The following is a 23,259-nucleotide window of genomic DNA, read 5'->3' on the forward strand; positions in this document are numbered from 1 at the left end:
GTCAGTCACCTTGCGCAAGCGTCTGGCGGACGAGGGTGTGTTGGGCGAGCGGCGGGCGCGCCGCGTAGTGGCCTGATACGGCAGTCGAGGGAAGCGCCGCCAGCGCCGGCTCGTGAAATACCGGGCCGGAAAAGCCGGGTTCAGGAAATAGCTGCTCCGAATGACCGGCCGGGCGGGCTTTCCAGCCCGTCACATGGAGGGTCTGGCCGCGCCATGCAACGCGCCGCCCGGTGAAGCTCGCCGCCATCACCACGGCAGACAGCCAGTCACGCAGCGGCAGCAGCAGGAACGGCATCACCCTGGACGCCCCGATGGTGCGGTCGATGCGTGCCGCCGCCACGCCGCGCAACAGCCAGACCACCGCGAAGACCCACCAGCCCCAGATGGCGCCGGAGCTCAGCAGCGGCGCCATCGCAGCCCAGAACAGTGGAAACTGCACGGCGGACAGGCCGTATCCGACCGGCTCGACCATGCGAACGGTGCGGCCCCAGCGCAGCTCGTGCGCAAACAGGTCGCCGATCCCGGTATCGGCAGTGGTGGTGGCTGTCATCGATGGCGCGATCTCGATGTTCAGGCCCTCGCGCCGCACCAGCCGGCCAAGCACGCTGTCGTCGGCGACGTGTGCCGACAGCACCGCGAGGCCGCCGATCGCCTCCAGCGTCGACCGGCGCAGAGCCATGGTCGAGCCCAGGCAGTCCTGCCGGCCCAGCAGGCGGGAGAGCAGCACACCCGGCATGAAGTTGTGGTTGATCTGCCCCGCCGCCAGCCGCTGCATCAGGCTCATGGTGGCCGGAACGCCGCGATAGAGGGTCGTCACCAGCCCGGTGCCCGGCCGCAGCAGCGTCGTCACCACATGACGCAGATAGTCCGGTGCGACGTGGATATCGGAATCCGAGATCACCAGCAGATCATGCGCCGCGTGCGGCAGCATGTTGATGAGGTTGCCGATCTTGCGGTTCGGCCCATGCGGAGTGGGATCGACCACCAGCGAGAGATCCTGGCCGGGATAGCGCTGGCGCAACCGCTGCACGACCGCGATCGCCGGATCGGCAGGGTCCTGCACCCCGAACACGATCTGCAGGTGCGGGTAGTCCTGCTCGATGAACTGGGTGAGGGCATGCTCGAGCATCGGCTCGTCGCCATGCAGCGGCTTGAGCACGGTCACCGCGGGCAGCACCGCTTCGGTCAGCGCGCTCGCCGAGAGGGCGGCACGGCGGGTCAAGGCGTCGAACCGGTGCACCATCCAGGCCCCCGCGGCGGCCTGCGCGCAGCCGAACGCCGCAACTGCGCTTGCGGCAGCTGCAAGCGCCACAAGCGGGTGCGACAACGCACTCATGGGCAGTTTCGACAAAGGCAGAACATGCAGGGGTAAGGCACCGGTTCAGGCTTGGGTTCAGCCCAGTCAGCTACTGGAAAAGCTCTGTGTCTTCTTTTTGAGGCTTTCGATCAGGGGCATAGCACTCCCGGACGACAGGGTCGAACCGAAATCGGAACGTTGTACAGCGACCTGGCTGATGTGGCCGTCGAGTAGCACATCCACCGCCTGCCAGCCCTGCGGGAAATGCCGCATGACATAGTCGACCTCGGTCGGCGCCCCGCCGCCGCTCGAGATCTGCGTCTGCACGATCTGGTCCGACCCATAGGGAGAAGGATGGGTACCCGGCAGCACCGTCAGGGTGTCCCCGTTGCCACTGAAGTTCGAGACGTAGCGCGCGATGGTGAAGTCCCGGAACGCCTGCAGCAGCTCCTGCTTCTGATCGGCCGGCAGCGTCCTGTAGCGCAGCCCGACCGAGCTCTGCAGGATGGTCTGCACGCTGAGTGCCTGGTCGACCACCGGAGCCAGCGCCTGCGCCCGCTGCGTGAAGGGCTCCGAGGAATGCTGCTCGGTCTGGGTCAGCGCCGCATACAGCCGGGTGATCGGGGCTACCGCGGCAGACGCATCCTGCGCCGCCGCCGGTTCAGGAGACGACAAGGAGAGCACGCCCAGGCCGAGCGCAACGAGGGCGGGGATCCGGCGCATGATCAGTACGATGTCGGGCCGGAGCGTCCTACCGACAACCCCTCCGCCGCCTCGTCGGGCACCCCAAGGGCACGAAGCGCCATCCTGACGACATGACGCGGGGAGAGGCCGGCTTCGGCGATCTGTGCCGCCGGCGTGTTGTGGTCGATCAGGGTGTCGGGCAGCGTCATCGGCCGGAACCGGACGTTGTCGAGCAGGCCGGTATGGGCAAGGTGGTGCATGACCGCGGCGCCGAAGCCGCCCGCCGCACCTTCCTCAACCGTGATCAGCACGGCGTGGTTGCGGGCCAGCTGCTCGATCAGGGCGGTGTCGAGCGGCTTCATGAAGCGGGCATCGGCCACCGTCGGCGGCAGGCCGCGGGCGGCCAGCTCGTCGGCGGCGCGCAGCACGTCGTCCAGGCGGGTGCCGAGGCTGAGCAGCGCGATGCCGCCCTTCTCGCGGCCGCTCTGCCGGCCTGCCTCGCGCAGCACCCGGCCACGCCCGATCTCGATGATCTCGCCGGCAGCCGGCAACACCAGGCCGCTGCCATTGCCGCGTGGATAGCGGAAGGCGATCGGGCCGGCGTCGTAGGCGGCGGCAGTCGCCGTCATGTGCAGCAGTTCGAGCTCGTCGGACGGCGCCATGATGGTCATGTTCGGCAGGCAGCCGAGGTAGTTGAGGTCGAACGAGCCGGCATGGGTGGCGCCGTCGGCTCCCACCAGCCCGGCGCGGTCGATGGCGAAGCGCACCGGCAGGTTCTGCAGCACCACGTCATGCACGACCTGGTCGTAGGCGCGCTGCAGGAAGGTCGAATAGATGGCGCAGAACGGCTTCATGCCCTCCGTCGCCATGCCCGCGGCAAAGGTGACCGCATGCTGCTCGGCGATGCCCACGTCGAAGAAGCGGTCGGGATATTTCTTGGCAAACTTCTCCAGCCCGGTGCCGGAGGGCATCGCGGCGGTGATCGCCACGATCCTTGGGTCGGCTTCGGCGGCGGCCAGCAGGCCCTGGGCGAACACCGAGGTGTAGGTCGGCGGTCCGGGAGGAGCCTTGGTCTGCTCTCCGGTGACGACGTTGAACTTCGATACCGCGTGGAACTTGTCGCCGGACGCCTCGGCGGGCGCATAGCCGCGGCCCTTCTGGGTGATCACGTGCAGCAGCACCGGACCCTTTTCGTCGGCCTCGCGCAGGTTGCGCAGGATCGGCAGCAGGTGGTCCATGTTGTGGCCGTCGATCGGACCCACGTAGTAGAAGCCGAGTTCCTCGAACAGCGTGCCGCCGGTCAGGATGCCGCGGGCGAATTCGTCGGCGCGCTTGGCGGTGCGCTCGATCGGCTGCGGCAGCCGCTTGGCGACGCGGCCGGCGAAGTCGCGCAGGTTCAGGAACGAACGCGACGACATCAGCCGCGACAGGTAGTTGCTCATGGCACCGACCGGCGGTGCGATCGACATCTCGTTGTCGTTCAGCACCACGATCAGGCGGGCGCCGGACGAGCCTGCGTTGTTCATCGCCTCGTAGGCCATGCCGGCGGAGATGGCGCCGTCGCCGATCACCGCGATGACGTGCCGGTCCTTCAGCGCCGGGTCCTCGTGCGCCAGCAGGTCGTGCGCGGTGGCCATGCCGAGGCCGGCCGAGATCGAGGTCGATGAGTGCGCCGCGCCGAACGGGTCGTATTCGCTCTCGGAACGGCGGGTGAAGCCGGACAGGCCGCCTGGCTGGCGCAGCGTGCGGATGCGGTGGCGGCGCTCGGTCAGGATCTTGTGCGGGTAGGTCTGGTGGCCGACGTCCCAGATAAGCCGGTCGCGCGGGGTATCGAACACCGCATGCAGGGCGACGGTCAGCTCGACGACCCCCAGCGACGCTCCGAGGTGCCCGCCGGTGGTCGACACGGTGTCCAGCGTCTCGGCGCGCAGCTCGTCGGCGACCTGGGCGAGCTGCTCGGCGGACAGGTTGCGCAGGTCGAACGGGGAGCGGATGCGGTCGAGCAGGGGGGTACGCGGGCTGCCGTCGGCGTTGCGACCCACGCCGCTTTCGACCGGACGCAGCTTGCCGTCACGCGGGGTGCGGTCCTGAGGAGCGTGGCCGGAAGCAGGGGACGCGGCGCCGGGAGAGGGTGTCGCGGGGTGCTTGTGGTCCATCGGTCAGTTCCCTCTCGTGCCCGCAGTTATCATGTCAAACACCGTATCCAGCCCGGCCATTCCGTTCGTTCGTGAAGCTGCCATTCGGTTCTGGCCAACGTTCTGGCACCGGATTCGAGCGATGTCCGATAGCGTTTCTAGACACAACCACCCTGGTTTTGCCAGACACGCCTGGAATACTGTTGCGGTATTGCCACAGACCCCTGTGTGCCATCTGGATTGCCGGTGATTGTGAGACGCCGCACCCCTAGTTTAAGAACGAGCCCGGACTTACACCGATCGACTTACCAAGACACTGTCCTACCTAGACTGGGTTAACAATGCTGTCGCGCCCGGGGCCCCGGTGCCGCCAGCAGTCCGGCCATGCGCGCCGGCACAGGAGCGGAGTTCGAATGGCCGTACCGTTGATGCAGGCAGTGAGAGTTGGCGCCTATGTCGTCAAGCAGCACCTGTCGGGACGCAAGCGCTACCCGCTGGTGCTCATGCTGGAGCCGTTGTTCCGCTGCAACCTCGCCTGCGCCGGCTGCGGCAAGATCGACTACCCGGCTCCGATCCTGAACCAGCGCCTGTCGGTCCAGGAGTGCCTGGACGCCGACACCGAGTGCGGCGCACCGGTGATCGCGGTCGCCGGTGGCGAGCCGCTGCTGCACAAGGAGATGCCGCAGATCATCAGCGGCCTGCTGGCGCGCAAGAAGTACGTGTACCTGTGCACCAACGCGCTGCTCCTCGAGAAGAAGATGGACGACTACCAGCCGCATCCATACTTCTCCTGGGACGTGCATCTCGACGGCGACCAGACCATGCACGACCAGTCGGTGTGCCAGGACGGCGTGTTCGATCGCGCGGTGTCCGCCATCAAGAAGGCGAAGGCGCGCGGCTTCCGGGTCTCGATCAACTGCACCCTGTTCGATGGCGCCGACCCCAAGCGGGTCGCCGACTTCTTCGACGAGGTGATGGCGATGGGTGTGGACGGCATCATGACCGCCCCCGGCTACGCCTACGAGCGTGCGCCCGACCAGGCCCACTTCCTGAACCGCCAGAAGACCAAGCAGCTGTTCCGCGACATCTTCCGCTACGGCAAGGGGAAGAAGTGGAAGTTCACACAGTCGCCGCTGTTCCTGAACTTCCTGGCCGGCAACGAGACCTACCACTGCACCCCGTGGGGCAAGCCGCTGCGCAACGTGTTCGGCTGGCAGCGCCCCTGCTACCTGCTCGGCGAGGGCTATGCGTCGAGCTTCAAGGAGCTGATGGACGACACCGCCTGGGAGCAGTACGGCACCGGCAACTACGAGAAGTGCGCCGACTGCATGGTGCATTCCGGTTACGAGTCCACCGCCGTGATGGACGCCGTGAAGCGTCCGCTGCACATCCTCAAGGTGGCGCTGAAGGGCCCGCAGACCGAAGGCGAGATGGCGCCCGAGATCTCGCTCGCGAACCAGCGCCCGGCGGAATACGTGTTCAGCAAGCACGTCGAGGAGGCCATGGAGGAGATCAAGGCGCGCAAGCCGGCCAAGGCTCCGGTGGTCAAGCGCGTCGCCTCCGAGACCGCCGACGCCGCCGACTGATCTGGCCGGGGCGCGGCTCCGCAGGATGAGGCGCCCCACAGGACGGGGCGCCTCGCCAACCGGTGCCCACTTGCTGGCCTGAAGCTGCCCGCACCCATAGGATGCGGACATGCTGTTCTCCGTTTTTCTCGTCCTGCTGCTGGTGCTGCTCAACGGCGTCTTCGCCATGGGGGAGCTGGCGCTGATTTCGGCCCGGCGGCCCCGGCTCGCCGTGCTGGAGCGTCGCGGGGTGCCGGGCGCCGACCGTGCCCGCAAGCTGGCCGAGGACCCGCAGCGTTTCCTGCCGACCGTCCAGGTCGGCATCACCCTGGTCTCCATCATCGAGGGCACCTTCGGCGGCGCTCGCATCGCCTCCTCGCTGACGCCCTACCTGGAGCGTGTAGCGGTGCTGCGGCCGTTCGCCAACCAGCTGGCGCTGACGCTGGTGGTCATCGTCATCACCGCCCTGATGCTGGTGCTCGGCGAGCTGGTCCCCAAGCAACTTGCGCTGCGTCGACCCGAGGTCATCGCGGCGAGGCTGGCGCTGCCTCTGGTGGTGCTGTCGCGCGTCGCCACACCGGCGGTATGGCTGCTCAGCCGATCCTCCTCGCTGGTGCTGCGGCTGGCCGGCATCAGGCGCGAGCCGCGCCAGACGGTGACCGAGGAGGAATTGCGCGCCGTGCTCGCCGAGGGCGCCCAGGCCGGGGTGTTCGAGCACGAGGAGCGCAACATGATCGAGCGGCTGCTCCGCCTCGCCGACCGGCCGGTGCGCGCCATCATGACGCCGCGCAACGAGCTGTCGTGGCTCGAGCGCCAGGCCGGCCGCGAGGAGATCGTGGCGGCCCTGAAGACCGGCATCCATACCCGTCTGGTGGTCTGTGACGGCGATGTCGACAACCCGGTCGGCGTGATCCTGGTCAAGGACGCGCTCGACCTGATGCTCGACGGCCACGAGCTTTCGGTGGACGCCCTGATGCGCGCGCCGCAGGTTGTGCCCGAGACGATCAGCGCCTTCGATGCGCTGGAGCGGTTGCGCGGGCTGCCGATCGGGCTGCTGCTGGTGCTCGACGAGTACGGCAGCTTCGAGGGCATCGTCACCAGCGCCGACGTATTCGCCGCCATCGTCGGCGACCATGCCGAGCCGGGCGCCAAGCCGGTGCCGACGCATGTGCACGACGGCGTCGTCAGCCTCGATGGCACGCTCGCCGCCGACGAGGTGAAGGACCGGCTGCTGCTGGGCGACCTGCCGGCGGAGGGCAGCTACCACACACTGGCAGGCCTGATCCTCGCCCTGCTGCGCAGGGTGCCGGCGGTCGGCGACAAGGTGGCCTTCTCGGGCTGGATGTTCGAGGTGGTGGAAATGGATGGCCGCCGCGTCCAGCGGGTGCGCGCCAGCCGGACCAAGCTGGCGGAGAACTGATCTTCGGTGACCCTCCGAAAGCTTGTCGCGATGCATGATGACGGCAGGTTCGTCCGGGTCGAGCTGCTGGCCTTCGGTCCGGACGAGGCGCCTGCGTCCGGTGCCGGCCGGTCCGGCTTGCCCGCCCCCCCTGTGTGCGGAATGGCAGCGTCCGGTCACGACCGCCTGTCCGCGACCGGCTCCGGCATGCCCGGCGTGGTGTTCGCATCGGCGAGGGCGTCCGCCTGAGCAACCGCTACGGCATGGAGATCCGCGCCGCCGGAGCGCAGGAGGCGGCCGGCCTGTCCGAGCTGCTCGCCCAGGTGGGCATCAGCCTGCCGCCGCACGAGGTCGCACAGCGCCTGGAGGCAATCCGTCAATCGACCGGAACCGCCCTGGTTGCGCTGGCCTGGGGACCGCCCAGCGGCGTCGTTGTGGTGCATTGGCATCGCACGCTGCTGTCGCCGGCGCCACAGGCCGGGATCAGCCTGCTCCTGGTCGCGCCGGACGAGCGCCGGCGCGGCATCGGCCGGTTGCTGCTGAAGGCGGCGGCGCAGGCGGCCCGCACCGCCGGCTGTGACACTCTGGACATGGCCGTGTCCGGGGATCAGCCCGATCTCGACGCCTTCTGCCTGGCGAACGGGTTCACCGGCGCCGGCCTGCGCTACCGGCGCCCGCTGCGGAAAGGCGGCTGAGCGCTCAGCTCAGCCGGTTGCCCGCCTGGCGATCGAGCGCCTCGTCGAAGGCGGCAGCGGTCCAGCCCGCCGACAGCGCGCGCAGCATCAGCGCCGCCTGGCTTTCCGGCGCCAGCCCGCCGACCGGCGGATCGCGATCGAGGTTGGTCGGGAAGGCGTAGCCGTCGGCGCAGGCCGCGACCGCATGGGCGGCCTCGCGGTCGGACAGTGCGCCGGCGGTGCGCAGGGAAAGCAGCGCCGGATACAGCGCATGGCTCATTCGGGTGCGGTCGACCGTCTCCATCGCCCGTCCATACGCGGACGAGACCTGCAGCAGGTTTGCCATGCGCCTGATACCGGCCGAGCGGTTGTGCCCGGCGGCATGGAACAGCGCCGGGTTGAAGAACACCGCATCGCCCTTGCGCAGCGGCAGCTGGACATGGTGGGCCTCGAACCAGGCACGGAACTCCGGCCTGCCGGTGGCGAGATAGCCCGCCTCGTAGCCCTGCGAGTAGGGCAGGTAGAGCGTCGGCCCGCTCTCCAGCGGCATGTCGCAATGCGCCACCGCTCCCTGCAGTGTGAGTAGCGGCGACAGCCGGTGCACATGCGCCGGATAGCGCTCGATCTCCGCCGGCGACTGGAAGCCGAGATGGTAGTCGCGATGCGGCGACTGTGCTGCGCCACCGGGATTGACGCAGTTCACCTGCGACGTGACCTGGTACGCCGGCCCGAGCCAGGCCTCGCTGATCATCGCGATGGCGTCGTTGCCGTAGTAGGCCGCGAACAGCGCCGGGTCCCGCAGGCACAGTTTCTCCAGCGCGTTCCAGACCCGGTCATTGGCGCCGGGCTTGGCGAAGTGATCGGCGGCGACGCGACCGGCCGCGCGCTCCTCCGCGATCATCTCGTCGAAGCGGACGGTGGCGGCGTCGATCACCCCGTGATCGGCGAAGGCGCTCCGCAAGGCGACGATGCCGGGACCGGCGGTCATCGCCTCCGCCCATTCGGCCTGCAGCGCCTGTCTTGCCTGCGGCTTGCCGGCGGCGCGGCGGACGAGGTCGCCGTCATACACCGGCACGTTGCCGGCGATCTCGATGGCATGCGGATAGTCGGCGGCCTCGGTGATACGCGATTGCTGGCGTGCGAACTCCTCGATGTCGCAATCTGTCTCCCGCAGCCAGCCACGGCGGCGGCGGTTCCCGGCAAGTTCGGTTTCCATGGCGTCTGCTCCTGGCGCTCGTTCGCGGTTGTCGAGCCATACGTCCGCAGGACCCCGTTCCGCCCCTCGGCAATCCCTCAGAAAACCATCAGACTGACCGCCCTGCTCGCGGAGGCGTATCCTGTCGAACCGTTACCTGGTCAAGGATATCGCCCTGCAGGCCGGGGTGAGCGAGGCCACCGTGGACCGGGTGCTGAACCACCGTCCCGGCGTGCGCGCCCATACCGCGCGCCGGGTCGAGCAGGCGCTGCGCGAACTCGACCGGCAGAGCACGCAGCTCGGCCTCGCCGGACGCAAGTTCATCATCGACATCGTGATGGAAGCGCCGCCGCGGTTCACCGAGGCGGTGCGCGCGGCGCTGGAGGCGGAGTTGCCGGGCCTGCACCCCGCCCTGTTCCGTTGCCGCTACCAGACGCACGAGACCATGCCGGCTGCCGGGATGGCATCGATGCTGCAACGCATCGCGCTCCGCGGCAGCAACGGCGTGCTGCTCAAGGCTCGCGACGACGAGGCGATCGTCGCATCCGTTGCTGCCCTGGCGCGGGCCGGTATCCCGGTGGTGACGCTGGTGACCGACCTGCCGGCGTCACCCCGCACCGCCTATGTCGGCATCGACAACCGCATTGCCGGCGAGACCGCCGCCTACCTGCTCGGCGAGTGGCTCGGCGACGCGCCGGCGGAGATCCTGGTCAGCCTGAGCAGCAACCTTTTCCACGGCGAGGAGGAGCGCGAGGCCGGCTTCCGGCACGCCATCGGCCGCCGCCGTCCGCCTCCCGGCATCGTGACGATCACCGAGGGACACGGCAACCATGGCGAGACCGGCCTGCTCGCCCGCGCGGCGCTTGCCCGGCACCCGGGGATCGAGGCGGTCTATTCAATCGGGGGCGGCAACACGGCGCTGCTGGACGCCTTCGTGGCTGCCGGCCGCTGCTGTCGCGTCTTCATCGGTCACGATCTCGATGCCGAGAATATCGCGCTGCTGCACGCCGGCAGGTTGAGCGCGGTGCTGCATCACGACCTGCGCCAGGACATGCGCGCTGCCTGCCAGCAGATCATGCGCGCCCACCGCGCCCTGCCGGCGGCAACGTCCGCGCCGCGCTCCGGGGTGCAGATCGCGACGCCGTACAATCTCCCCGAGACTGTCTGAGAGGGTTGCAACTGCGCCGCATCGGCCCGGCGCCTGAGTACTTTCCGTGGCTTCCGGATCACCCTGCCACCGACCACGTGCTGCCGACGGCGGCTCGCGATGCCCGGCTCGCTTCTGGCTGTGCGAGCGCCGCAACCTGGAGATTGGTCGTCATGGCAAGGTTCACGGACAGCATCGCCGTCGTCACCGGCGCATCGAAAGGCATCGGCGCCGGCATCGCGAAACGGCTTGCAGCGGAAGGCGCCGTCGTCGTCGTCAACTACGCCTCCAGCCGGGAAGGCGCCGACCTGGTGGTGGACCGCATCGTCTCCGCCGGCGGCAAGGCGGTCGCGATCGCGGCCAGCGTGGCGAGCGAGGACGATATGGCCCGGCTGTTCGAGACGGTCCGGGAGCGATACGGCCGCGTCGACGTCCTGGTCAACAACGCGGGCGTCTATGGTTTCGGCCCGCTCGAAACCGTCTCGGTGCCGGACTTCCGGCGCCACTACGACACCAACGTGCTCGGCGTGCTGCTGGCGACGCAGGCCGCGCTGGCGCTGTTCCCGTCGTCGGGCGGCAGCGTGGTGAATATCGGATCGGTGGTGAGCACGCTCGCCCCACCGGGCGCCTCGGTCTATGTCGGCACCAAGGGGGCGGTGGATGCGATCACCCGCTCGCTGGCAAAGGAACTCGCGCCGCGCGGGATACGGGTCAACGGCATCAACCCGGGCTTCGTGATCACCGAAGGCACGGTGTCCGGCGGTCTCGCCGGCGGTGAGTTCGAGACCACCACGGTGGCCAGCACGCCGCTTCGCCGCGCCGGGCAGCCCGAGGACATCGCCAACGCGGTGGCCTTCCTTGCCTCGCACGAGGCGAGCTGGATAACCGGGGAGTGCCTGCTGGTCGCCGGCGGCAACGGCATGTAGCAGGCCCGGCCCGCCTGTCGGCCGTGATGGCGTTCGGGCTATCCTGGCCAGCCCTGCGCCGGCAGGGTTGCTGTCGAGGTTGAACGGATGGCCATGTCCCTGGGCACCCTGTCGAAGCGCCCGGACCTGCTGGCGGCGTTGTTCTGCGCCTACGCGACGATGGCGGTGATCGTCCTCGCGCTGCTGATGCCGCCGTTCCAGGCCGCCGACGAACTCACCCAGTTCGAGCGGGCCGACCAGGTGGCACTGGGCGCCCTGGTGGCGACCGCGACACCGGACGGCTCCACCGGTGGCCGGATCGACCGGGCAATCCCGGCCGCAGGCGCGCTGTTCGACGGCATCAGGTTCCATCCGGAGCACAAGGTCAACAGGCCGATGCTGGACGCGGCCGGCGCCATCGCCTGGAAGCCGGCGGGGCGCGGCAAGGTGCCGTTCCCGAACACCGCGATCTACCCGCCGGTGCTGTATGGGCCGGCGGCGATCGCCATCGATGTGGGCCGCATCACCAGGCTCTCGGTGCCCCGCACGCTGGCGCTTGCGCGCCTGGTGGCCGGTGCGTCCAGCATCGCGATCGCCGTCCTGGCGATCGCCGGGGCCGGGGAGATGGCGCCGTTCCTGTTCACCCTGCTGTGCCTGCCGATGCCGCTCGCCCTGTTCGCGTCGGTGTCGCAGGACGGTCCGATGATCGCCCTGGCGACGCTCGCCGCCAGCCGGCTGCGGGCCGTCTTTCGCCATCAGGGACGGGGCCTGGTCGTGGCGTGCCTCGCACTCGCCCTGGTCCTGATGGCGCGACCGCCCTACCTGCCGGTCGCCTGCATCCTGCTTGCGCCGCCGGCGCTTTCGATGCGCCGCCGACTGGCCGCCTTCGCCGCCGTCATCCTGCCGACGGTGTGCTGGTCGGTGGTCGCGCGCCATTGGAGCCAGCTCCCGGCTTCGGCCGTCGCGATATCGCGCCAGCTGCATGCGCTCGGTGCAGCCCCCTGGCGGTTTCCCGAAGTGGTCGCCAACAGCATCGCGGACGATGTCCATGCGGGGCTGAACTGGGGACGCGAGTTCATCGGCGTGCTGGGCTGGCTCGATACGCCGTTGCCGCTGCCGTACTATGCGGCGGCGGGTGCGGTGCTGCTTGCAGCACTCGCCTCGAGCTGTCCGCAGGAGCTGCCGGCCCTGCCGGGACGGGTACGCCTGGCCGTGGCGTGCTGCATCGCGGCTGCCTGCCTCGCGATCCTGTTCTTCCAGTATCTGAGCTGGACCCCCACCGGCGCCCGGTTCATCGAGGGGGTGCAGGGGCGGTATTTCCTGCCGCTGGCCCTGCTGTCGCCGCTGGTGCTGCCACGCCTGCGCATGCCGGCCTCAAGGCTCCGCGCGACGATCCGGATCGTGCTGTGCATCGTCCCGGCCTTCTCCATCGCCCTCGTGGTGCGGGCGATCGTGTGGCGCTACTACCTGTAGGCCTGCAAAGGAACCTTCGCCTCATGGATCACCGGGATGCCGAAGGCGGGAAGCGGACGCGCGCATCGAGCAGCCGGCCCGACCTGGTGCTGAAGTTCGACAACAGCGGCCGGCACGACCAGATCGCCAACAGCGTCGAGGAGCACGGCTGGACGGAGTTCGAGCGTCCACTGCCGGAATTCCTGGTGGCCGCGGTCCGGCGCTGGCCCGGCCTGTTCATGGATGTCGGGTGCAACACCGGCTTCTACACGCTGCTTGCGGCGAGCGCCGAGGTGCGCAGCCGGGTGCTTGCCTTCGAGCCGGTCGAGGCGATCCGGGCGATCGCGCAGAGGAACGCCGACCTCAACGGGGTGGCCGCTCGTGTGCGCCTCTCCGGGCAGGCGATCGGTGACCGCAACGGATCGGCGAACCTCTACATCCCGCCCGACGATCACGGCCTGGTCGAGACCAGCGCGTCGCTGAACCCGCATTTCAAGTCGAGCCACATCAGGCAGGATACGGTGCCGGTCAGGCGTCTCGACCGCGCGCTGCTTCTGTCCGGCTATCGCTGGAGGAAAGTCTCGGTCATCAAGATCGATGTCGAGGGCCATGAGGCGGCGGTCCTGAAGGGAGCGCGCTGGATCGTCCGGCTCTATCGCCCGGTGATCTTCCTCGAGGTTCTGCAGGCGGCGGATTTCGTCTGGCTGAACCGCTTCGTGGCAGCCAGCCGCTATGTTCCGTACCGGCTGCAGGCCAAGGGACCTGCCGTCCGCAGCGCCGAACTCGAATTCGACATGCAGGCCTGGAACCAGGCCCTGGTTCCGGTGGAGAAGATCCAGGCCTTCGAGGCGCTGGCAGCTCTTATCTGAAGCGTGTCACGAGGCGGCGCAACGGCTCCGTCACGCGCCAGCTCGTCGAAGCGCGCAGCGCAGAGATTTCGGCCTTCAGCCGTGCGACAAGCTCCCGGTCGTGAAAGTCCTGGCGGGGCAGATCTGCGGGTTGCGGCTGATGCTGCGCGACCGCCCAGTTCCAGCTGTCGGCGATCAGGCCTGCATCGTCGGTCGCCATCAGGTGGACAAAGAAGTCGAGGCTGCCTTCGGCGGTCGCGGTGCATCGCGTGCAGGCAAAACCGATCAGCCCGTATGTGGCCAGCTGGCGCATCAGGCGAGCGAACGCCAGCGGCGTGAACACCCAGCAGTGCACGTCATGATAGGCGCCGTTCGACACCGCGTCCTCCGCGGTGGCAATCGCCCAGTCGTAGTTCTGGCGGGTCGGCAGCGGATCCGAGCCCGGCTGGCCGCGCCAGGCCTCGCCCACGTCGCGCGGCGCATACTGCAGCATGAAGTCGAGGATCTGCCTCGGTCCGGGCATCATGATGCCGTCCCGGGCGGCCAGGATCGCATCCGCCGCCGAGCTGGTTTCGCGGCGGTAATCGAAGCAGTAGTTACGGTCCGGAATGATCAGCCGCACCGTGCCGGACGGGCGCAGCACGGATTTCAACTGCCCGAGCCAGCCGACCAGGTCGGGTATGTGCTCGATCACGTGCGACGCCACGACATAGTCGAAGCGGCGTCCGTTGCAGGCGCTGTCGAGCGTGCCGCTGTTCCAGACGATGTCCACCGCCACGATGCGGCCGGGATCGACATTCGGGTCCGCGGCGTATTTCGCACGCAACGCCTGGGTGTCGACATGGTCGACATACAGGACGCTGGCCGTCGGCTTGTGCATGATCGGATTATGCAGCGCGCCGAACTCCAGCCCGCTGGTGCCGGAGATATCGAGCCCCTCCAGAAGCGCATGCATGCGACGGCTGTGGAGATCGGCGAGGGAACTGGCCGCTGCGGCTGCTGCATCCAAGTCGCGGATCTCCTTCAGACCGGCATGACGCTAGTTGATTTCGAAAGGCGACACCAACCGACCCCCATTCGCCTAGCGACTTCGGGAAACATGCAGCCCGACGAGCCGTGACAGCAGGATGGCCGGGAACAACTGCCCGACGATGGTCTGCAGGTCCGACAGGCTGGCGGCAAACGGCGATTGCGGTGTGATCCCGCTGTTGCCGATTGCGGTCATCGTCGAGAAGCTGAGATGGATCATCGACGATGGGTGCGGCCGCGCGTGATCCGCCAGTCCGGAAAACGCTCCGGGAATGGCAAGCTGCAATCCGGTATAGGCCACCGCGAACAGCAGGCCGACATTGAGATAGATGAAGATGGCGCCGGCAATCCGGTGGTGGTTGACTTCGCCGGGCCCGAACACCGCGCGCGCCATCGCCGCCGTCACCAGCACGTTGTAGGCGAACACCATGGTGAGCGTCGTCGCCTGCGGCAGCAGGCCGGGCAGCAGGCGCGCCAGCAGCGGGATCGCGAACGAAGCCGCCAGCGCCCCGCGCAGCCACGGCGACTTCGCCAGCAGGCCGATGGCGATCGCCGCCAGGATGAACTGCAGCAGGAAGACCAGGCTGCGATCCACCTCTCCGGCGGTCAGCGCCGGAACGGCGACGAACAGCATGACCACGTCGAGTGCCAGCATCACGCTGAACTGCCAGCCCGGCTCGCGCGACAGCAGGGAATGCCGCACGGCGCCTGCGTGCCGCGCAGGGGTCAGACCCGCGCTCACATCTCCACGCGGCCGTTGGTGATCAGGGCGCAGCCGGCGATCAGCCAGCGCCCGTCCGGCTCGTGCTGCATCGAGTACAGGGCCTGCGACGCGCCGCCGTCGGTCGCGAAGAACACGACCTTCTGGACCAGGATGCCGGCTTCCGCGGGATCGGGTTCGAGCGTGCCGAAGCTGTACGAACGCTGTCGGAACACCGACGGGTAGGCGGAGCGCACCATGGCGAGGAAGTGCGGCGCATCGGGGAAGTGGGCGCGGATCCCGGGGGCGGCGTAGCTGTAGGCGGCAGGTCCGTCGTTGCGCCTGAAGGCCTGGATCTGCGCGGTGATGACGCCGCGTATGGCGTCCCGGTCGGCATCGGGAACCGGGTCGGCCCATGCCGGAGCGATCAGGCCCGGAGCGACCAGTGATGGGGGGGCGGCGAGGAGCAGGAGCAGCCCCAGTGTCCAGCGCATCCGCAACCCAACCTCCCGCCAGGGCCCGCCGGCCGTTTCAAGTCCGCAACACGTGGCCGCGACCGTAGATCAAGAGCATTACGAAGATCACCATGCCATAGATGATCTGCCGGCCGGCATCCGGCATCTGCATCACCGCCAGCATGCTCTGCAGCAGCACGATCAGGATGGTGCCGGCGACGGTGCCGCTGGTCCGGCCGCGGCCGCCCATGATGCTGGTGCCGCCGAGCACCACGGCGGCGATCGCCGGCAGCAGGTAGATGTCGCCCATCCCCTGGTAGGCCTTGCCGGCATAGCCGGTCACCAGCAGCCCGGCGAGCGCGCTGGCGCAGCCGGCGAGCGTGAAGCAGCCGAGCACCACGCGGCGCACCGGCATGCCGGACATGTAGGCGGCGCGCTCGCGGTTGCCGATCGCGTAGACCGCACGTCCGAACGGGGTGGCGCGCAGCAGCACGGTGACCAGCACGCCCAGCAGCGCCCAGATCGGGATGGCGTTGGCGACGCCCGGGATCAGGTGGCCGCCGGACAGCGCGCGCGCGATCGGCGGCGCGGTCGAGGGCGGTGCCGAGCCGCCGGTATAGAGCACCATCAGGCCCTGGAGCACGGCATTCACGCCCAGGGTGAAGATCATCGACGGGATACGGAGGTAGGCAACGCCGAGGCCGTTGACGAAGCCGATCGCGGCGCCGACGGCAAGCGCGATCGGCAGGGCGAGGAGGCCGCCGCCACCGCCGCCCGCCCCGCCTTGCCCGGCGAGACCGGTGGACACCATGGCCGCGGCGGCGACCGTCCAGGGCACCGACAGGTCGATATGTCCGAGCAGGATCACCAGCATGGCGCCGAAGGCGACGATGCCGAGGAACGCGGCGCTCTGCAGTTGCTGGATCAGGTAGTGCGGCGACACCACGCTCGGGTTGAACGCGGCGCCGATGGCCAGGATCGCCAGGATGCAGAGGCTTGAAGCGAACAGCGGCAGGTCGATGCGACTGGCCAAGGCCGCCCGGGTGGCAAGGGCGCGGGAAGGGGCGCCGCTCACCGGAAGCTCTCCAGCCGGTTGCGATTGCGCAGCAGCGGGATCGCGCCGAGGCTCACCGCCGCGAGCAGGATCAGGCCCTGGAACAGCGGCTGCCAGAGCGGCGAGGCGGCCAGCACGAACAGCAGGTCGCCGATGGTGCGCAGGATGAAGGCGCCGATCACCGAGCCGACCAGCCCGCCGATGCCGCCGAACAGCGAGGTGCCGCCGATCACCACCGCGGCGATGGCGTTCAGCGTGAGGTCGCCGGCCTGGATCGCGCTGGCCTGCGCGCTCTCGGCGATCAGGGTCAGCAGCAGCCCGGCGAGGCTGGCGAGCACGCCGCTCAGCACATAGGCGCAGGCCTTGGAGCGCGCGATGCGGACGCCCGACATGTAGGCCGCCGCCTCCGCCGAGCCCACCGCATACACGCCGCGTCCGATCAGCGTGCGGCGGAACGGCAGCCAGAACAGCAGCAGCACGGCGAGCAGGATGATCAGCGTGGTCGGGATGCCGTGGATGTCGCCGGTGAGGGCGCTGGCGAAGTCGTCGTTGATGTCGCCACCGGGGTCGGGACGCAGCAGCAGCGAGATGCCGTAGAAGATCGAGCTGGTGGCAAGCGTCGCGATGATCGGCTGCAGCCGGCCCCATACCACGGCGACCGCATTGAAGCCGCCGGCCAGCGCACCCGCCGCCAGCGTCGCCGCGACACCGCCCACCAGTGAAAGGCCACTGCCGCCAAGCAGGGTGGAGGCCAGGCAGTTCGCCAGCACCGCGATGGCGCCCACCGACAGGTCGATGCCGCCGGTCAGCACCGGCAGCGTCTGCGCGCAGGCGATCAGCGCCAGCAGCACGCCCTTGTTCGAGGCCGTCACCAGAGTGCCGACGGTGACCCCGCGTGGCTGCAGGGCGAGGTAGAGCACGAACATTGCGGCAAAGACTGCGCCGGCCAGCAGCGGGATGGCGTTGTGCCGGGCGAACAGCCGGATGTCGGAGCCGTTCATGCGGCCGGCTGCGTCGTCGGATGGATATCGAGCGCGCTGGCGATGATCGCCTCCTCGGTGATGCCGTCGCCCTCGAGGGTGCGCACGACGCGCCCGCCATAGAAGATCGCCACCCGTTCGCACAGCCCGATCAGCTCGTGGTAGTCGGTCGAGTACAGCAGGATCGCGCAGCCGCCATCGGCAAGTTCGCGCAGCAGGCGGTAGATCTCCTGCTTGGTGCCGACATCGATGCCGCGCGTCGGGTCGCACAGCAGCAGGATGCGCGGCTCGTCCAGCAGCCACTTGCCGATCACCACCTTCTGCTGGTTGCCGCCCGACAGCGTCGCCACCGGCAGGGACGGCACCGCCTTGATCTGCATGCGCCGGATGATGTCGCCGACGGCACTCCTCTCGCGAGCCCGGTCGAGCAGCGGTCCACGGCGCCAGCGCGACAGCGTGGCGGCGGTCAGGTTGTCGGCGACCGACATCGCCAGCATCAGCCCCTCGGTCTTGCGGTCCTCCGGGATCAGCGCAATCCCGAGCGGCGCCGCCTTCGCGGCAAGCGGGCTGCCCGGCGTGACGGGCTTGCCGTCGACGCGGATCTCGCCGGTGCAGCCGCCCAGCCCACCGAACAGCGCCAGCAGGAACTCGCGCTGGCCCTGGCCGTCGAGCCCGCCCAGCCCGAGGATCTCGCCCGGCGCCACCGCGAGGCTGATGCCGCGCAGCCGGTCTTCCCAGCCGAGGTCGTGCGTGCTCAGCACTGGCGCGAGCGGCGTGGCGGGAGCGGCGGGACGTGGCGGGAACACCTGGCTCACCTCGCGGCCGATCATCATGCGGACGATCTCGTCCTCGCCATGCGCGCGTGTCTCGAAGCTCGCGACATGGCGGCCGTTGGTGAACACCGAACAGGTGTCGGCAAGTGCCCGGATCTCGTGCATGCGGTGCGAGATATAGAGGATGCACATGCCCTCCCGCCTGAGCCGCAGCAGCAGGTCGCTGAGGCGGCCGACATCCTCCGAGGTCAGCGCCGAGGTCGCCTCGTCCAGGATCAGCAGCTTCGGATCCCGGCCGAGCGCCTTGGCGATCTCGACCATCTGCCGGCGCGACAGCGGCAGGTCCCGCACCCGCGCGCGCGGATCGATGCCCTCGACGCCGACCCGTGCCAGCAACTGCTCGGCGCGCCGGCGCTGGGCGCGGTCGTCGATCAGTCCGAAGCGGCGTGGTGGCGAAACCAGGCCGATATTGTCGGCGACGCTCAGGTCCGGGATCAGCGAGAGTTCCTGAAACACGCAGACGATGCCGCGCGCCTGCGCATCCAGCGGGTTGCTGAACCGCACCGGCGTGCCGTCGAGCAGCATCTCGCCCTCGTCCGGCTGCACCACGCCGGAGATCACCTTGATCAGGGTGCTCTTGCCGGCGCCGTTCTCGCCGAGCACCGCATGGATCGACCCGCGCCCGCAGGCGAGGTTGCCGTCTGCGAGGGCGGTGACGGCGCCATAGCGCTTGACGACGTGCCGCAACTCGAGCAGCGGCACCGGATCGCTCATTTGCCGGAGGCGCCCAGGATATCCTTGGCGCCGAGGTTGATCGAGCAGACCGGGAAGTCGCTGGCGGCGAAGAAGGTGTCGCTGACATCCGGAAAGTAGGTCTTGCCGGCGACCAGCGTCTTGTAGTTCGCCTCCGGGATCGGCACCGCGATCTCCTGCGGCAGCGCGCGGCCATCGAGCGCGGCAAGGGCGGCCTTCAATGCCACCGCGACCAGCGCCGGCGACTGTCCGGCACTGTCGCCCAGCAGCCCGTCGTTGGCGTGCGCCACGATCAGCTTGCGGAAGCCGTTCTCGCCTTCGCCGGCAATCGGGATGAAGCCCTTGCCCGCATCCATCACCGCGTGCGTCACGCCGATGCTGCCGCCCTGGGTGTAGATGCCGTCGAAGTTGCCATGCACGGCGAGCGCGTCGGCCACTGCCTTCTGGCCGGTGCCGTCGTCCCAGTTGCCGACCACCTCGGTGATCTGCACGCCCGGATCCTTCGCCATCGCCGCCCGGAAGCCCTCGTGGCGATCGCGGTCGACGCTGTTGCCCGGCACGCCGCGCACTTCCAGCACCGACTTCTTTTCCTTCATGGTCGAGTTGAGCCAGTCACCCATCATCTGGCCCATCGCCCTCTGGTCCTGGTTGACCTGGATCAGGTTGGTCTCCTTGCCGGTGCGATCGAAGGTGTTGTCGAAGCTCACGATCAGCACTCCGGCCTTCTGGGCGCGGCGCAGCACCGGCTTGAAAGCGGTCGGGCTGTTGGCATCAATCAGGATGGCGTCGAAGCCGGCGTTGATGAAGTTGTCCATCGCCGCGATCTGCGCGGACACGTCGGTCCCGACGCTGACGATGCGCAACTCCTTGATCTGTTTGGCGACGTCCGGCTGGGCCGCATAGGCGCGCAGGGTCTGGATCATCTGCACCCGCCAGCCGTTGCCGATGAAGCCGTTGGCGAAGGCGATGCGATACGGGCCGTGCTTCGCCGGCAGCTGCACCGTGGCTCCGGCGGCGGCGGCGGCGCGGAAGCATTGCGGGTCGTAGGTCGCGGCATTCGCCGGCATCGCGCCAGACGCCAGCATGGCGCCTGCCAGCAGGCATGCGGCCAGGTTCGAGATCTTCATCCTGTCATTCCCCCGAAGACGACCGGTCTGCACACCGGCTTGATTGCGCTAACTTGCCGTAGCCCGCGGCCGGTTGTCCATCGGGCGGACCGCGACGAGGCAGGCGATGATGATCGCCCGCTGCATGGCTGTTTGCGTCCGCTCGCCCTGCATGGTGTTGTAACGGTTGAAGTCCAGCGCCCGCCTGAAGCCGGGGCTCCTCTGGAAGCACACGGAAGATGCAGACGTTCCACTCGTTGCGCGTCAGCCGGCCGTTGCATCTGCTGGCGGCGCTTGCGGTCGCGCTGGTCACCTACGTCTTGCTGTTCCTTGGCTCGCAGCGCCTGGACCTGCCGCCCGAGCGCAGCTTCGCCGCCCACCCGGGACCGCTGCGTCCGGTGCGTCTCTATCTCGAGGTGATGAGCGTCGACACGGTGCGCGACGCCATGCAGGTCCGGCTGACGGTCGAGCCGGTCGCCGGTCCGGACGGCGTGGCCAGCCCGGACCGCAACCTGGTGCTGCTCACGACCCATGACGGCCTTGGCGAACGCACCGAGGTGCATGTCCACCAGCCGCCGCCGACGACGCCGATCGAGCTCGATCTCTATGGCGGCGACATCAGCGACTATCCGCTGGACCGCTACCGGGCCACCCTGGCCCTGCGCTGCTTCCTGGTGCCGTCGGTGCCGGGCAATACGCCGGTGGCATTGCCGATCACCCTGATCGACTGGCAGCGGGTGCTCGGCTACCGGCTGCGCACCAGGATCGCCATCGAGGCCGACGGGCGCGAGCGCATCCGCTTCGATATCCGGCGCAGCGAGGCCTTCACGGCGTTCGCGCTGGCCGGCTATGCCGGCATGATCGTGCTGGCCTACAGTGCCGCCTCGATCGGCACGCTGGTCTATCTGCGCCGCCGCCGGCCGGATCCGTCGCTGATGAGCGCGGTGGCGGCGATCGTCTTCGCGCTGCCAGCGCTGCGCGGTGCGTTGCCCGGTTTCGCCCCGCTCGGGGTATTCGCCGACCTGTTCGTCTTCCTGTGGGCCGAGGTCGCCGCGGTCTGCTCCCTGGCGATCGTGGTCGCGAGCTGGGTGCATGTGGAGCCGGAGCGGAGCCGAGACGTCAGTGCGGCAGCGCCACCGGAGTGAGGCGGGGGGTATGTTGCTCCTCGTCGAAGCGCGGCCAACCGCCCTGGGCCAGGGTGTCCAGTGACGGCGAGGGCCGCTGCATGCGGGCGGCGTAGACCCAGAGCCAGGCCAGCGTTCGGTGCACGAAGTCGCGCGTCTCGGAGTTCGGCAGGCTCTCGATGAACAGCAGCGGATCGCCGCCCTCGCTGTCCATATGCCAGCTGGCCAGTGCGTTCGGCCCGGCATTGTAGCTTGCCAGCAGGCGGATGAGGTCGCTGCGCACGCCATCCTGTCCGGCCAGGTAGATGACGTAGTCCTGGCCAAGTTCCAGGTTGACCGCGGGGTTGGCGAGGTTGCCGCCGCGATGCCGGGCGGGGCTGCCCTGGTCCTGCATGAAGCGGGCGGTGACCGGCATCACCTGCATCAGGCCGTGCGCGCCGGCGCCCGACACCGCCCGGTTGTCGAAGTTGGATTCCACCCTGGCCAGCGCATAGACCAGCGCGGGATCGACCGTGAAGCCGTGGCGCGGTTGCAGGCGCGGCAGGCGGGAGTGGATCCGTTCGACGTCCGCGCCGCCGGCGCCGCCGGGCGCAGGCAGGGTGGTCTCGATCTGCGTCGCCAGGGCGGTCAGGCCGGCAGCGTATGCCACCCGCGCCACCGCACCACGGAGCGGCGCATTGCCCCGCATGGCGCGCAACGTCGCCTCGGCCCGGGCAGGCTGGCCGACCTGCAGCAGGGCGAAGGCGCTCCGGCCCGCCGGCATGGCGGCGACGGCCTCGACATCGGCCTCACCCAGCACGCGAGGCGCCGCAGCCGCCGGGTCGGCGTCCGGCGTTTCCAGCAGGTGCGACGCCAGCAGGCCGTAGAAGGTGTGGTTGTAGGCGGCAGCCTCGCGTAGCCAGCCGCGTGCTTCGGCGGCGTCTCCGGCGGCCGCATGACCGCGCGCGGCCCAGAAGGCGGCCCCGGCGGTGATGCCGGGGGCGGTGAGTTTGGCGCGGGAGGCCTGCTCGAAACGACGCGTCGCGCCGGCACGGTCGCCGGTCCGCCAGGCGGCGAGGCCGGCGACGAACCCGGCAAGGCCGATGCGTCCATCGGACCCTGCGGACGCCGCCATCGCCGTCCGCAGGGCATCGCCGGTCTCACCCTGCGCGAACTGCGTGCGGGCGATCTCGGCACGCAGCATCGCGGCATAGAGCGGATCGGGGAAGTTCGTCTGACGGACCAGCCGCAGCGCGCTGCGGGCGCCCGTGGGTCCCTGCTGGAGCCGCTCGCGGACCGTGCGGTCGAGCAGCCGGTTGCGGCGGAGGATGAACGCTGCCGGATCGGCCTCCTCCGCAAGGGGATACGGGAGGGTACTGGTCGGCGTGGGGACGACCTGACCCGGCGAGTTGTCGTTCGCCGGTCGCTGATGCAGTTGCACCACGAGGAGACGCTTCAGGCGCGGGGCGTCCGGATGGTCGGGCCAGCGTCGCAGCCATTGCGTCACGTCGGCTACCCGTGCCTGGCTGCCGGAGCGCAGCATGCGGTCGGCAAGGATGTCCGGCACGAGGACCCGGTCGTGAAGTCGAGCCGTCTCGCGGGCAGCCTGCTCCAGGTCGCCGGCGCCCTGCAGCGCGAAGATGCGGGCAATGCGGGCGGCGTCGACTGGGTCGAGCGGCCGAGGCAGCGGGATGCTCTCGACGGCGTGCCCTGCGCCGGAGAGACGCAGGCTGGCGGAAGCCACTTCCACCGGGGCGGCATCGAGGCGCCGCGGAGCGTCGTGGACCAGGGCGTCGTCCTGGCGCTGCGCCAGCACCGGCGTGCAGACCGCGCCGGCCAGGATGGCAGCGGAGGCAAGCATCGCTGCCCCGCGGGCCCGGTTCGTCATAGCTGTGTCCCTGGCATCCGGGCGACCTAGTCGCAGGATCCGAGGCAAACAATCCTATTTCAAACTGGCAGCCATGCGCCCCGGCGGTGCAACCCGGACTTTGCCAGCAACGGCAAC

21 protein-coding genes are annotated in these 23,259 nt (G+C 69.3%); 9 read left to right on the forward strand and 12 right to left on the reverse strand.

Translation table 11 applies throughout. The annotated features are described in order from the left end of the window. Position 1: 1 nt before the first annotated feature. The 3 genes from hpnI to dxs form a co-directional block, all read right to left on the reverse strand. Positions 2 to 1,336 carry a bacteriohopanetetrol glucosamine biosynthesis glycosyltransferase HpnI gene (hpnI, locus tag FE263_RS06495; protein ID WP_138325154.1) on the reverse strand — a complete coding sequence of 445 codons (1,335 nt, stop codon included), beginning with the start codon at positions 1,334 to 1,336 and terminating at the stop codon, positions 2 to 4. Between the two features lie 66 nt (positions 1,337 to 1,402). Next, positions 1,403 to 2,020: an ABC transporter substrate-binding protein gene (locus FE263_RS06500; protein ID WP_138325155.1), complete on the reverse strand. Its 618-nt coding sequence runs from the start codon at positions 2,018 to 2,020 to the stop codon at positions 1,403 to 1,405. Positions 2,021 to 2,022: 2 nt separating this feature from the next. Next, the gene (dxs, locus tag FE263_RS06505; RefSeq protein ID WP_138325156.1) at positions 2,023 to 4,137 is read right to left on the reverse strand and encodes a 1-deoxy-D-xylulose-5-phosphate synthase; all 2,115 of its coding nucleotides are present in this window, start codon (positions 4,135 to 4,137) and stop codon (positions 2,023 to 2,025) included. 392 nt (positions 4,138 to 4,529) lie between these two features. On the opposite strand from dxs, the gene hpnH reads away from it, so the two are divergent. From hpnH to FE263_RS06520, 4 genes are all read left to right on the forward strand, one after another. Beyond that, positions 4,530 to 5,702 (forward strand): adenosyl-hopene transferase HpnH, encoded by a 1,173-nt coding sequence (hpnH, locus tag FE263_RS06510; RefSeq protein WP_138325157.1) that lies wholly within the window; start codon positions 4,530 to 4,532, stop codon positions 5,700 to 5,702. A gap of 109 nt (positions 5,703 to 5,811) precedes the next feature. Further along, positions 5,812 to 7,101, forward strand: coding sequence for a hemolysin family protein (locus FE263_RS06515; RefSeq protein ID WP_138325158.1), 1,290 nt, complete (start codon positions 5,812 to 5,814; stop codon positions 7,099 to 7,101). Between the two features lie 6 nt (positions 7,102 to 7,107). After that, positions 7,108 to 7,329, forward strand: a complete 222-nt coding sequence (locus tag FE263_RS22035; RefSeq protein WP_171033963.1) for a hypothetical protein — start codon at positions 7,108 to 7,110, stop codon at positions 7,327 to 7,329. A gap of 14 nt (positions 7,330 to 7,343) precedes the next feature. Continuing rightward, positions 7,344 to 7,775 carry a GNAT family N-acetyltransferase gene (locus FE263_RS06520; protein WP_205880295.1) on the forward strand — a complete coding sequence of 144 codons (432 nt, stop codon included), beginning with the start codon at positions 7,344 to 7,346 and terminating at the stop codon, positions 7,773 to 7,775. Between the two features lie 4 nt (positions 7,776 to 7,779). Here the strand turns inward: FE263_RS06520 and FE263_RS06525 are convergent, their stop codons facing one another. Continuing rightward, complete coding sequence (locus tag FE263_RS06525; RefSeq protein ID WP_138325159.1) at positions 7,780 to 8,970, reverse strand: phytanoyl-CoA dioxygenase family protein; 1,191 nt, start codon at positions 8,968 to 8,970, stop codon at positions 7,780 to 7,782. Between the two features lie 154 nt (positions 8,971 to 9,124). Between FE263_RS06525 and FE263_RS06530 the strand changes: the two genes are divergently transcribed. The 4 genes from FE263_RS06530 to FE263_RS06545 all read left to right on the forward strand — a co-directional run bounded on the left by FE263_RS06530 (position 9,125) and on the right by FE263_RS06545 (position 13,322). Next, entirely contained in the window at positions 9,125 to 10,117 is a 993-nt protein-coding gene (locus tag FE263_RS06530) for a LacI family DNA-binding transcriptional regulator (protein ID WP_276611179.1), read from the forward strand. A 152-nt stretch (positions 10,118 to 10,269) separates the two neighbouring features. Further along, a complete protein-coding gene (locus tag FE263_RS06535) occupies positions 10,270 to 11,022 on the forward strand; it encodes an SDR family NAD(P)-dependent oxidoreductase (RefSeq protein WP_138325161.1) in 753 nt (250 codons plus the stop codon). An 87-nt stretch (positions 11,023 to 11,109) separates the two neighbouring features. Continuing rightward, positions 11,110 to 12,474, forward strand: a complete 1,365-nt coding sequence (locus tag FE263_RS06540; RefSeq protein ID WP_138325162.1) for a DUF2142 domain-containing protein — start codon at positions 11,110 to 11,112, stop codon at positions 12,472 to 12,474. Positions 12,475 to 12,497: 23 nt separating this feature from the next. After that, positions 12,498 to 13,322: an FkbM family methyltransferase gene (locus FE263_RS06545; protein WP_138325163.1), complete on the forward strand. Its 825-nt coding sequence runs from the start codon at positions 12,498 to 12,500 to the stop codon at positions 13,320 to 13,322. Here FE263_RS06545 and FE263_RS06550 read toward each other — a convergent pair. From FE263_RS06550 to FE263_RS06575, 7 genes are all read right to left on the reverse strand, one after another. Continuing rightward, positions 13,315 to 14,310, reverse strand: coding sequence for a methyltransferase domain-containing protein (locus FE263_RS06550; protein WP_138325164.1), 996 nt, complete (start codon positions 14,308 to 14,310; stop codon positions 13,315 to 13,317). The two genes, FE263_RS06545 and FE263_RS06550, sit on opposite strands and share 8 nt — an antisense overlap. A 72-nt stretch (positions 14,311 to 14,382) precedes the next feature. Further along, positions 14,383 to 15,072 carry a hypothetical protein gene (locus FE263_RS06555; protein WP_138325165.1) on the reverse strand — a complete coding sequence of 230 codons (690 nt, stop codon included), beginning with the start codon at positions 15,070 to 15,072 and terminating at the stop codon, positions 14,383 to 14,385. After that, a complete protein-coding gene (locus FE263_RS06560; protein ID WP_138325166.1) occupies positions 15,069 to 15,524 on the reverse strand; it encodes a DUF4864 domain-containing protein in 456 nt (151 codons plus the stop codon). Before FE263_RS06560 ends, FE263_RS06555 begins: the two co-directional genes overlap by 4 nt. A 37-nt stretch (positions 15,525 to 15,561) precedes the next feature. Further along, positions 15,562 to 16,560, reverse strand: a complete 999-nt coding sequence (locus FE263_RS22375; RefSeq protein WP_205880297.1) for an ABC transporter permease — start codon at positions 16,558 to 16,560, stop codon at positions 15,562 to 15,564. Next, on the reverse strand, positions 16,557 to 17,540 hold the full coding sequence (locus tag FE263_RS22380; RefSeq protein WP_205880298.1) for an ABC transporter permease: 984 nt from the start codon (positions 17,538 to 17,540) through the stop codon (positions 16,557 to 16,559). Before FE263_RS22380 ends, FE263_RS22375 begins: the two co-directional genes overlap by 4 nt. Continuing rightward, complete coding sequence (locus FE263_RS06570; protein ID WP_138325168.1) at positions 17,537 to 19,066, reverse strand: sugar ABC transporter ATP-binding protein; 1,530 nt, start codon at positions 19,064 to 19,066, stop codon at positions 17,537 to 17,539. The genes FE263_RS22380 and FE263_RS06570 overlap by 4 nt, the downstream gene beginning before the upstream one ends. Continuing rightward, complete coding sequence (locus tag FE263_RS06575) at positions 19,063 to 20,172, reverse strand: substrate-binding domain-containing protein (RefSeq protein ID WP_138325169.1); 1,110 nt, start codon at positions 20,170 to 20,172, stop codon at positions 19,063 to 19,065. Before FE263_RS06575 ends, FE263_RS06570 begins: the two co-directional genes overlap by 4 nt. Before the next feature lie 218 nt (positions 20,173 to 20,390). On the opposite strand from FE263_RS06575, the gene FE263_RS06580 reads away from it, so the two are divergent. Further along, complete coding sequence (locus tag FE263_RS06580; protein ID WP_138325170.1) at positions 20,391 to 21,296, forward strand: DUF4436 family protein; 906 nt, start codon at positions 20,391 to 20,393, stop codon at positions 21,294 to 21,296. Here FE263_RS06580 and FE263_RS06585 read toward each other — a convergent pair. Then, entirely contained in the window at positions 21,271 to 23,142 is a 1,872-nt protein-coding gene (locus FE263_RS06585) for a transglycosylase SLT domain-containing protein (protein ID WP_138325171.1), read from the reverse strand. The two genes, FE263_RS06580 and FE263_RS06585, sit on opposite strands and share 26 nt — an antisense overlap. Positions 23,143 to 23,259 lie beyond the last annotated feature (117 nt).

Source organism: Lichenicoccus roseus (assembly GCF_005844085.1).
Lineage (GTDB): Bacteria > Pseudomonadota > Alphaproteobacteria > Acetobacterales > Acetobacteraceae > Lichenicoccus > Lichenicoccus roseus.

Coding starts and splice junctions, on each gene's coding strand:
- FE263_RS22380 (WP_205880298.1), bottom strand. CDS start 17,540: ATGAACGGCTCCGACATCCGGCTGTTCGCCCGGCACAACGCCATCCCG.
- FE263_RS06500 (WP_138325155.1), bottom strand. CDS start 2,020: ATGCGCCGGATCCCCGCCCTCGTTGCGCTCGGCCTGGGCGTGCTCTCC.
- FE263_RS06515 (WP_138325158.1), top strand. CDS start 5,812: ATGCTGTTCTCCGTTTTTCTCGTCCTGCTGCTGGTGCTGCTCAACGGC.
- hpnH (WP_138325157.1), top strand. CDS start 4,530: ATGGCCGTACCGTTGATGCAGGCAGTGAGAGTTGGCGCCTATGTCGTC.
- FE263_RS06570 (WP_138325168.1), bottom strand. CDS start 19,066: ATGAGCGATCCGGTGCCGCTGCTCGAGTTGCGGCACGTCGTCAAGCGC.
- FE263_RS06540 (WP_138325162.1), top strand. CDS start 11,110: ATGGCCATGTCCCTGGGCACCCTGTCGAAGCGCCCGGACCTGCTGGCG.
- FE263_RS06520 (WP_205880295.1), top strand. CDS start 7,344: ATGGAGATCCGCGCCGCCGGAGCGCAGGAGGCGGCCGGCCTGTCCGAG.
- dxs (WP_138325156.1), bottom strand. CDS start 4,137: ATGGACCACAAGCACCCCGCGACACCCTCTCCCGGCGCCGCGTCCCCT.
- hpnI (WP_138325154.1), bottom strand. CDS start 1,336: ATGAGTGCGTTGTCGCACCCGCTTGTGGCGCTTGCAGCTGCCGCAAGC.
- FE263_RS06525 (WP_138325159.1), bottom strand. CDS start 8,970: ATGGAAACCGAACTTGCCGGGAACCGCCGCCGCCGTGGCTGGCTGCGG.
- FE263_RS06560 (WP_138325166.1), bottom strand. CDS start 15,524: ATGCGCTGGACACTGGGGCTGCTCCTGCTCCTCGCCGCCCCCCCATCA.
- FE263_RS06545 (WP_138325163.1), top strand. CDS start 12,498: ATGGATCACCGGGATGCCGAAGGCGGGAAGCGGACGCGCGCATCGAGC.
- FE263_RS06585 (WP_138325171.1), bottom strand. CDS start 23,142: ATGACGAACCGGGCCCGCGGGGCAGCGATGCTTGCCTCCGCTGCCATC.
- FE263_RS06535 (WP_138325161.1), top strand. CDS start 10,270: ATGGCAAGGTTCACGGACAGCATCGCCGTCGTCACCGGCGCATCGAAA.
- FE263_RS06580 (WP_138325170.1), top strand. CDS start 20,391: ATGCAGACGTTCCACTCGTTGCGCGTCAGCCGGCCGTTGCATCTGCTG.
- FE263_RS06575 (WP_138325169.1), bottom strand. CDS start 20,172: ATGAAGATCTCGAACCTGGCCGCATGCCTGCTGGCAGGCGCCATGCTG.